Annotated in this window: 4 protein-coding genes and 2 riboswitches; all 4 genes read right to left on the bottom strand. The window is 68.9% G+C overall.

Going from position 1 to position 2,960, the window contains the following annotated elements; translation table 11 throughout:
• Positions 1 to 69: 69 nt before the first annotated feature.
• Entirely contained in the window at positions 70 to 1,242 is a 1,173-nt protein-coding gene (gcvT, locus tag ACR2JA_RS07295) for a glycine cleavage system aminomethyltransferase GcvT (protein ID WP_434008435.1), read from the bottom strand.
• A gap of 23 nt (positions 1,243 to 1,265) precedes the next feature.
• Positions 1,266 to 1,370, bottom strand: a riboswitch (glycine riboswitch).
• A gap of 12 nt (positions 1,371 to 1,382) precedes the next feature.
• Positions 1,383 to 1,482: riboswitch (glycine riboswitch) on the bottom strand.
• 38 nt (positions 1,483 to 1,520) lie between these two features.
• Positions 1,521 to 2,051 carry a hypothetical protein gene (locus tag ACR2JA_RS07290; RefSeq protein ID WP_434008434.1) on the bottom strand — a complete coding sequence of 177 codons (531 nt, stop codon included), beginning with the start codon at positions 2,049 to 2,051 and terminating at the stop codon, positions 1,521 to 1,523.
• A 78-nt stretch (positions 2,052 to 2,129) separates the two neighbouring features.
• The gene (locus ACR2JA_RS07285) at positions 2,130 to 2,786 is read right to left on the bottom strand and encodes a nucleoside/nucleotide kinase family protein (RefSeq protein WP_434008433.1); all 657 of its coding nucleotides are present in this window, start codon (positions 2,784 to 2,786) and stop codon (positions 2,130 to 2,132) included.
• Positions 2,786 to 2,960: 4Fe-4S dicluster domain-containing protein (locus tag ACR2JA_RS07280; protein WP_434007936.1), on the bottom strand; the 175-nt coding region annotated here is incomplete at its 5' end. The genes ACR2JA_RS07280 and ACR2JA_RS07285, both read right to left, overlap by 1 nt.

The following is a 2,960-nucleotide window of genomic DNA, read 5'->3' as shown; positions in this document are numbered from 1 at the left end:
GCTTTGCCGGGCTGCTGGTGGCGTCCCCCTCAGGGGGAAGACGCGAAGCGGCGCAGGGGGTGTTCTATTTCAACCCCTGAAATAGCGGTTCGGAACGAAGGGCATGGGCGCGACTTCCATCGCCACGGCTTTGCCGCGCACCAGTGCGTTCACGCGGGTGCCGACGGCGGCGTGTTCGGGCGTGACGTAGCCGATGGCGACCGGCTTGTCGGCCGTGGGGCCGAGCAGGCCGCTGGTGACCTCGCCGATCTTGGCGCCGTCCAGGCTCTGCAGTTCGACGTGTTCACGCACGGGCACTCGCTCCAGTGCGATCAGGCCCACGCGCTTGCGGGTCAGGGTTTCACTGCCGTCCAGCTGGGCCAGCACACGGGCCGCGCCCGGGAAGCCACCGGCGCGCTCGCCACCGGTGCGGCGCACCTTCTGCATCGCCCAGTTCAGCGCGGCCTCAACCGGCGTCGTCGTGGTGTCGATGTCGTTGCCGTACAGGCAGAGGCCGGCTTCCAGGCGCAGCGAATTGCGCGCGCCCAGGCCGATCGGCTTGACCTCGGCTTGGGCCAGCAGGGCGCGGGCAAAGGCGTCGGCGCTGGCGGCGGGCAGGGAAATCTCGAAGCCGTCTTCGCCGGTGTAGCCGCTGCGGGTCACGTACAGATCTGCTCCATTCCAGCTGGCGGCCATGCCGGTCATGAACACCAGTTGCTCCACACCGGTCAGCAGGCGGGCCAGCGCGGTCACGGCCTGCGGGCCTTGCAGGGCGAGCAGGGCGCGGTCGAATTGCGGGGTGATGGTGCAGCGGCCGCCGATGCGGGCCTGGATGTGCGCCAGGTCGCCGTGCTTGCAGGCGCCGTTGACGATCACAAAAATGTTGTCGCCGCGGTTGACGAACATCAGGTCGTCGATGATGCCGCCCTCGTCGGTCAGCAGCAGGCCGTAGCGCTGTTTGTTCAACCCCAGACCGATCACGTCCACCGGCATCAGCGACTCGAAAGCGGCCGCGGCATCTGGACCCGACAGCGTCAGCTGACCCATATGCGAGACGTCGAACAGGCCGGCGGCATTGCGGGTGTGGTGGTGCTCGGCCATCAGGCCGGCGGGGTACTGCACCGGCATGCTGTAGCCGGCAAAGGGCACCATGCGCGCACCGAGTTCGAGGTGCAGAGCGTTGAGCGGGGTCTGGAGCAAGGCGATGGTATCGGACACGGGCGGACTCTCGAATTGGGAGCAGATGCCATGGCACAGGGCCACAGCGACAACACGGTGCATCCGTGCGCTGCCCCCCTGTCCGCTTTACCTGAGAGATTCGCGCGGGCGATGCCGCACTTGCTCCTTCGGTGGGCCACCTGTGTGCGTGACCTCTCTCCAGTGGGGGACACCGGCCTTGCGGCCGGTGGTCATCAGTCCTTTTGCCTGAGCGGTCAGGGCCGTTGCAACGACCGCCTGCGCCTTCGGCGGCTCCCCGGGGGAGCGCTCTCCTGATCGGGCGAGTTTAACGGAATCGACCGAGTGGGCGGTTGTTTTGCGGGTCAGAGCGCGCTTTCCAGCAGGTGGGCCGGCAGCAGCTTGGCCAGCCGCTCGCTGATGCCGTCGGCCCGCTCGCTGCCCGCCAGCGCCTCGACGTCGGCGATCAGGGCCCGACCCACCGCCAGCATGGCCTGCGGATCGCGCGCCTCGCGCAGGGCCTCGCGGTAACGGCTGGCCAGCGCTTTGTCGCGCGGGGCGAACAGGCGCTCGCTCAGGTCGAACAGGAACATGCGCGCCGTGGCCAGCGAGCGCGTACCAGCGAACTGCTCACCATGTGACGCTGCGCTGGCGATTCCGGTCGGGCTCGCGTCGGCTGGCACCCGCGGGACCGGGCGGCCGGAGGGCTGGCGGGCGAGAAATCCCTGGTCGATCAGCGGCCCGATCAGGCGCGCGCCTTCTCCGCCGAACAGCTCGCCCAGCCGGGATTCGCTCTGCGAGCCATCGGCCACCAGCAGCAGGGCGCGCTCGCGCTGTCCGAGCGTCCGGTTGCCCGGGCGCAGTTCCTGGCGACCCTTGTCTGTCTTGATCAGCATGTCTCACTCCAACGACGAAGGGCGCACTGTGCCGTGCGCCTGTGTCAGCGGTGTGAAACCCCGGGGATCAGAGGCTGGTCAGGCCAGGATGCGGAAGGTTTGGGTGGCTTCGTCGCAGCCGATGCGCAGGCCGGCGCGGTGTGCGCTGGCTTCGATGCGGCGTGCGTTGGGTTCGTCCGTCTGTGCGATCCAGGCCAGGGCCTGTTCGCGGCTGCGACCGAACTGGATATGGCGCGCGGCCAGGCGTTCCAGCCGCAAGGCGGCGGGCACATCCAGGTACCAGACCTCGTCCAGAAGGTCGGCCACCGGCGCCCATGCCGGCTCGTCGTCGAGCAGCAGGTAGTTGCCTTCGGTGATGACCAGCGGCGTGTGCGCGAACACCGGCAGGGCGCCGGCCACGGGTTCTTCGATCTCGCGCCGGAAATTGGGCGCGTAGACGATCTCGTCGGCTGATTGCTGGCGCAGACGGCGCAACAGCGCGGCGTAGCCGGCGGCGTCAAAGGTGTCGGGTGCGCCCTTGCGCTGGGAGCGACCCAGTCGTATCAATTCGACCTGCGCCAGGTGGTAGCCGTCCATGGGCACCGCCTGCGCGCGTTCGCCCATGGCCTGGGCCATGAGCGCTGCCAATGTGGATTTGCCGGCCCCGGGCGGGCCGACCACGCCCAGCAACCGGCGCGGGCCACCGGCGAGTGCGTTCAGGCGCTGGACCAGTTCGGGGTGCAGCGTGGGCTGCATCACATGCCGGCGTAGTTGGGCCCGCCGCCGCCCTCGGGCGTGACCCAGACGATGTTTTGCGTCGGGTCCTTGATGTCGCAGGTCTTGCAGTGCACGCAGTTCTGCGCGTTGATCACCAGCTGATCGGCCCCGTCCTTGCTCACGAACTCGTACACCCCGGCCGGGCAGTACCGG

It is taken from the genome of Hydrogenophaga sp. (assembly GCF_051007235.1).
Lineage (GTDB): Bacteria > Pseudomonadota > Gammaproteobacteria > Burkholderiales > Burkholderiaceae_C > Hydrogenophaga.
Note: the sequence above shows the minus strand (reverse complement) of the source record. Positions and strands in the feature narration are given on the sequence as shown.